This is a genomic window from Protofrankia sp. CiP1_Cm_nod3 (assembly GCF_982290655.1).
Genome location: NZ_CEVIVD010000107.1, coordinates 9,755 through 16,287, shown reverse-complemented (window position 1 = coordinate 16,287; position 6,533 = coordinate 9,755). Strand labels below are relative to the sequence as shown.

The 6,533-nt window shown below is 69.8% G+C and carries 3 protein-coding genes; all 3 read left to right on the top strand.

The features are described from left to right. A partial coding sequence (locus AC5LUJ_RS17950; RefSeq protein ID WP_493465343.1) for an Ig-like domain-containing protein occupies positions 1-958 on the top strand: 958 nt, incomplete at its 5' end. 1,761 nt (positions 959-2,719) lie between these two features. Continuing rightward, the gene (locus AC5LUJ_RS17945) at positions 2,720-4,123 is read left to right on the top strand and encodes a family 2B encapsulin nanocompartment shell protein (protein WP_250283759.1); all 1,404 of its coding nucleotides are present in this window, start codon (positions 2,720-2,722) and stop codon (positions 4,121-4,123) included. Positions 4,124-4,240: 117 nt separating this feature from the next. Further along, positions 4,241-6,490 (top strand): family 2 encapsulin nanocompartment cargo protein terpene cyclase, encoded by a 2,250-nt coding sequence (locus AC5LUJ_RS17940; protein ID WP_250283756.1) that lies wholly within the window; start codon positions 4,241-4,243, stop codon positions 6,488-6,490. Positions 6,491-6,533: the final 43 nt, after the last annotated feature.

Here is a 6,533-nt window from a genome sequence, read left to right as displayed (position 1 = left end):
CTCCGGCGGCGGGGAGCCCGGCGGCTTCTTCGGGGCAGGTGGCGGCGGCGGGAGCGGGTATGCGACGCCAGCGGCGACCAACGTCTCCCTCATCCCGGGCGTCAGCCACGGCAGCGGCAAAGCGATCATCTCGTTCCGGTACGAAACCACGATCACGCTGACTCCGAGTACGTCCACCCCGCTGTTCGGGCACGCCGTCGCCGTCACCGCCACCGTAGGCCCCGCCTACCCGGCCGCGGGCGTCCTGACCGGCACGATCACATTCTCGGACGGGACAACACCCCTGGCCACCGTGCCGGTCAGCGGTGGTCAGGCCAGCTTCAGCACCGGCGCGCTCCAGCCCGGATCCCATCCGGTCACCGCCAGCTACAGCGGAGACCCGCGCTTCGCGCCGAGCACCACGGCAGGACCCACCGGGATCACCGTCGGATTCAGCCAGCCGTGCACGACGACACCACACCACGGTCCTCTGATCGTGGCCACCGGCCGGTCGCTGTGCATAGGAGCCGGCGGCCAGCAGGACGGGCCGATCACCATACAGCCCGGTGGAGCCCTGGCCGTGCTGGGCGCCGAGGTCACCGGCCCCCTGTCCGCCAGCGGTGCCGTCGCGGTCACCGTCTGCCGGTCGACGCTGGCCGGGCCGGTCACCATCCGGACGAGCAGCGGCTACGTCCTGATCGGCGCTGATCACGACGATGTGACGGCCTGCATGGGCAACACCATCCAGGGCCCGCTGGTCCTGGAGGCCAACAGCGGAGGTCTCGAAGCCTCGGCCAACACGGTCACGGGACCGGCGCGGATCACTGCCAACAGCGGCAGCGGCCTGCTACCGGAGGACGCTGTGCCCGCATTCGAGGCCAACCATGTCACCGGCCCCCTGAGCTGCGGCGGCAACGAACCAGAACTGCGGCAGACCGGCAACATCGTGGACGGGCCGCGATCCGGGCAATGCCGATAGAGGCGTTTGCGCGGCAGGCTGTTTCTGTGCGACAGACCGCTATTGCGTCGTCAATGGCGCCTGGTAGGCACTGAGAAGTCCGCCGAGGTTGGCAACGCCTCGGCGGACCGTCCTGCGCCTCGATTCCGCCGAGCCACTGGTCGAAACTCGCGGGAGCAGCCGATCAGCGTCAGCTCGGTATAGCCCCAAGTTCATACTTTTGCTTGTATGCATACGTTCGTGTGATCTCTGATGCCTGTCGGCTCCCGCTCCGGCCTGGCGTCCGGTGGGACGTCGGGACTGTCGATTATCTGTATGACGACCGTCCGTACGGCTAGCCGGTCGAGAGGACCCAGCCATTCCAGAGATCGACTCGGCCGACGCCGGTCAGCAGCACGACGCCGACGCCTATGAAGACGAGCCCCGACGCGACCGGGAACGGGAGGAAAAGGATGCTCCGGAATCCCTGGAAGAAATCCGGGACGACGACGTGGCCCAGGCCGTGCGGCCGGACAGGATACGGATGCGGGCGCCTACGTCGTGCTGAATCCCCACCGGGTGCAGCAGCCGCTCGACCCGGCGGTCGCCGTTCCGAGTGACGAAATCAACCGTCGGGGTGTGGCGAGTGTAACGATCGGGATCTTCGTCGACGTCGACGTCGACGTCGACCACGGTCCCGGTCGTGTAGTGCCCCCGTATCCGGAGCCGGACGCGTTCCAGCGAGGCCCTCGCGCCGGCGATCGGCGCCCGCATCCGCTGCCCGTCACGTCAGCCCGACCATTTGCGATCTTCATAAAACACAACTAACACACATAAAACACAAAAGTCGAACTGGAGAACTAGTACGAAATGACTGGAAAGCGGGAATATCTCATGGATATTAGTTACTAGTAGTGCCGATGCTTTCGTAACTCACAGTTAGCAATTGATCGCTTGAGGGCGTGTCGAGCGCTGGGTGGCCGGCGTCCTCCGAAGCCCTGGTGAGTTGTCTCGCTATGACTTTCGGGTGCCGTCGCGGGCATGCCCGGTGAACGCCCCCGCCTGCCGGCCGGCCCGGAATGGCCGCGCCACGGGCCCGCATGCCGGTCGCCGCCGATGCGGCGGGGGAATCGGTTGAATGATCGCGTTCCGATGGCCGGCCGAGCTGGCCGCGACGCGTTGCCCGGAGATGTTTCCTGTCCCGGCCCCATCGTCCTTTACTGTCCGTAACCGACAAGATCGGTCAGCGGACTAGACGGGCCACCTTCCGGGCCAGTCCTCGAGTAGTTCCGCAAAGTGCTTGCCGCCCGTGGCTCCGATGGAGGAGGCTGCCGATGCGCGGCCACGCGCTTACCGACAGCGAACAAAGCGCATGTCGCCGAACGGCGCGACATGACGGGGGGTCCACGGGTATGAAGCTGCTGACCGCGCGATCATCCGGACGGATGGAGGGCGGGGATCATCCGTATGCGTTCCTGGAGATCTGACCGGGCCGCTGGCCCGGGCGCGTCTCCAACGCCGGTACCGCGGCCGTAGGGATGCCACGAGAATCCCCGCCACTGTCTTTCCCACGTTCGGTGGGAGCCCTCGGAAAAGATGACACGGCGCTGTCGGAGCGGCGCCGGCGCCGCCGCGGGCCAGAAGTTCTCGGGAAAGTACCGGAACAGCCCTGACGAATCCGGCCGGCCGTCCCGCGCACCCCGCGGGGACACCGACCGGACAGCGCATCGGTTAAGGGCACGGCGTACCGCCGGTGCCCGGTTGCCCCGATCCCTGGAAGAACCACAGAGAGGTGGAGCCCGCATGACCGAGCCCGTATCGACCGGCCCCGGCGTGACCGGTGAGGACCCCCGGCTGAGCCTGAGCACGGCGGCCGCGCGCAATCTCGCGACGACCACCAAGTCCGTCCCCCAGATGCAGGAGATCACCTCCCGGTGGCTGCTGCGCGTGCTGCCCTGGGTCCAGACGGCCGGCGGCGTCTACCGGGTCAACCGGCGGTTGACCTACATACTCGGCGACGGGCTCATCACGTTCACCTCCACCGGATCCGAGGTGCGAGTGGTGCCCGGTGAGCTCGCCGAGCTGCCCGCCCTGCGGGGCTTCGACGGCGACGCGCTCACCGCTCTCGCCGACCGCTTCGCCCAGCGGGAGTACGCACCGGGCGACGCCCTGGTGGAGACGGGCGCGCCGGCCGACGCGGTGTTCCTCGTCGCCCACGGCAAGATCGGAAAATTCGGCCCGGGCGAGTACGGTGACGAGCGCTCCCTCGGGGTGCTTGCCGACGGCGAGTACTTCGGTGACGAGGTCCTCGTCGAGCCGGACCTGACCTGGGAGTACACCGCCCGCGCCCTGACCGCCGCCACCGTGCTCGTGCTCACCCGCGAGCAGTTCGCCGAGGTCGTCGAGCGGGACGCCGCGCTGCGCGGGCACCTGGCGGACTACCGCTCCCGCCCGCAGCCGCCGCGCAACCGGCAGGGCGAGGCGGAGATCGCGATCGCGGCCGGGCACAGCGGCGAGCCGGACCTGCCGGGCACGTTCGTCGACTACGAGCTGGCCCCGCGGGAGTACGAGCTCAGCGTCGCCCAGACGGTGCTGCGCATCCACAGCCGGGTGGCCGACCTGTACAACGAGCCGATCAACCAGCTGGAGCAGCAGCTGCGGCTCACCGTCGAGGCACTGCGCGAACGCCAGGAGCACGAGCTGGTCAACAATCCCGACTTCGGCCTGCTGCACAACGCCGACCTGCGCCAGCGCATTCACACCCGCTCCGGCCCGCCGACCCCGGACGACTTCGACGAGCTGCTCAGCCGGCGGCGCAGCACACACTTCCTGCTTGCCCACCCCCGGACGATCGCGGCCTTCGGCCGGGAGTGCACCGCGCGGGGAATCTACCCGGCGACCGTCCTGTTCCACGACCAGCACGTGCCGGCCTGGCGTGGCGTCCCCCTCCTGCCGCTGAACAAGATTCCGGTCAGCGCCACGGGAACGACCTCCGTCATCGCGCTGCGGACCGGGGAGGAGAACCAGGGTGTGATCGGCCTGCACCACACCGGCCTCGCCGACGAATACGAGCCGGGGCTGTCCGTCCGGTTCATGGGCATCAACGAGAAGGCAATCATCTCGTATCTGGTGACGACCTACTTCTCCGCCGCCGTCCTCGTCCCGGACGCGCTCGGAATCCTGGAGAGCGTCGAGATCGGGCGCTGAGCCCACCCGCCGGCGTGTCGCCGCGGCCAGCGCGCCGCGGCGACACGCCGGTATTCGGTGACGCATTCCGGGCGTGACCGCCCGCACCAGTGGCAGAGAAGGGTTTCCCGGAGAATCATGCAGCCTTTCACCCTCCCCGAGTTCTACGTGCCCTATCCGGCGCGCCTGAGCCCCCATCTGGACGCCGCCCGGGAGCACAGCCGGGCGTGGGCCCGGGCCATGGAGATGATCGACCCGCCCGAGGGCGGGACCGCGATCTGGACCGAGCGGGACCTCGACGCCCACGACTACGCCCTGCTGTGTGCCTACACCCATCCCGACGCCACCGCCGAGCGGCTGAACCTCGTCACCGACTGGTACGTGTGGGTCTTCTACTTCGACGACTACTTCCTGGAGCTCTACAAGCGGACGCACGACATGGCGGGCGGGCGGGCCCATCTCGACCGGCTGCCCGCCTTCATGCCGGTCGACGGCGAGATCACCGAGGAGCCGACGAACCCGGTCGAGCGCGGGCTCGCGGACCTGTGGACGCGGACCGTGCCCGCCAGGTCCGCCGACTGGCGGGAACGGTTCGCGGTGAGCACCCGCAACCTGCTCGACGAGTCGCTCTGGGAACTCGCCAACATCAACGCCGGCCGGCTGGCCAACCCGATCGAGTACGTCGAGATGCGCCGCAAGGTCGGCGGCGCGCCCTGGTCGGCGAACCTCGTCGAGCACGCCGCGGACGCCGAGGTCCCGGCCGCCGTCGCCGCCACCCGTCCGCTGCGGGTGCTGCGCGACACCTTCGCCGACGCGGTCCACCTGCGCAACGACCTGTTCTCCTACGAGCGGGAGGTCACCGAGGAGGGCGAGCTCAGCAACGGGGTGCTGGTCGTCGAACGCTTCCTCGGCATCGGCACGCAGCAGGCCGCCGACGCCGTCAACGATCTGCTCACCTCCCGGCTGCACCAGTTCGAGCACACGGCGGCCGCGGAGCTGCCGGCCGTCCTGGACGAGCACGGCATCGACCCGGCGGGACGGCTCGCGACGCTGGCATACGTCAAGGGCCTGCAGGACTGGCAGTCCGGCGGCCACGAGTGGCATCTGCGCTCCAGCCGGTACATGAACCGCGAGGTGGCCCTCGACGCCGTCCCGGCCGGTCCCGGGCTGCCCGCCGGGGTGGGTGGGCTGCCCGGCCTGCCCGGCACGCCGAGCCTCGGCACCTCGGCGGTGCGGGTCGTGCCGTCCCTGCTCGCGACCGCGCCGCGGCGGCTGCGGTCCCATGCCAACGTGCCGTTCCGGGTGGTCGGGCCGACCCGGCTGCCCGAGTTCTACCTGCCGTACAGCACCGGGCGCAGCCCGCACCTGGACGCCTCGCGACGCTCGGTCGTCCGCTGGGCGGGTGCGATGGGCATGCTGGACCCGGTCCCGGGCATCTGGGACGAGCACAAGCTGGTCGCGTTCGACTTCGCCCTGTGCTCGGCCGGTATCCACCCGGACGCCTCCGCGGCGGAGCTCGACCTCACCACCAGCTGGCTGACCTGGGGCACCTACGGCGACGACTACTACCCGGTGATCTTCGGCCGGAGCGGGAACCTGGCCGGGGCGCGGCTGAGCAACGAACGGCTGCGCGCCTTCATGCCCCTCGACGGCCCGGCCACCGAGGTACCGGCGAACGCCCTCGAGCGCGGCCTCGCCGACCTGTGGGAACGCACCGCCGGGCCGATGGGGCCCGCCGCGCGGGCCGCCTTCCGCCGCGCCGTCGAAGTGATGATCGACAGTTGGCTGTGGGAGCTGGCGAACCAGGCGGTCAACCGCATCCCCGACCCCGTCGACTACCTGGAGATGCGCCGCGCGACGTTCGGCTCCGACCTGACGATGAGCCTGTGCCGGCTCGCCCACGCGCACACCGTGCCGGCCGAGATCTTCCGCACCCGGCCGGTACGGTCGCTGGAGAACGCCGCGGCCGACTATGCCTGCCTGCTCAACGACGTCTTCTCCTACCAGAAGGAGATCCAGTTCGAGGGCGAGATCCACAACTGCGTGCTGGTGGTCGAGAACTTCCTCGGCTGCGGCCGCGACCGCGCGGTCGAGGTGGTCAACGACCTCATGACCGCCCGGATGCGCCAGTTCGAGCACATCGTGGCCGACGAGCTGCCGGCGCTGTTCGACCGGCTTCAGCTTGACGGCGACGTCCGCGACGCGCTGCTCGGCTACGTCCATGATCTGCAGAACTGGCTGGCCGGCATCCTGCGCTGGCACGAGGGGACCCACCGCTACGAGGAGATCGAGCTGCGCTACCACCCGGCCGTGGACCGGCGGCCCTTCGGCGCTCCGACCGGGCTGGGCACCTCAGCGGCGGACGTCCGCAGGCTGGTCGCCCGGTAGGACCTCTCGCGCCCCGGCCGCCGGGACTGCTCCGGCCGCCGGG

Bases quoted from the DNA above. Each gene is read 5' to 3' on its own strand.
- AC5LUJ_RS17945 (WP_250283759.1), top strand. From the start codon at position 2,720: ATGACCGAGCCCGTATCGACCGGCCCCGGCGTGACCGGTGAGGACCCC.
- AC5LUJ_RS17940 (WP_250283756.1), top strand. From the start codon at position 4,241: ATGCAGCCTTTCACCCTCCCCGAGTTCTACGTGCCCTATCCGGCGCGC.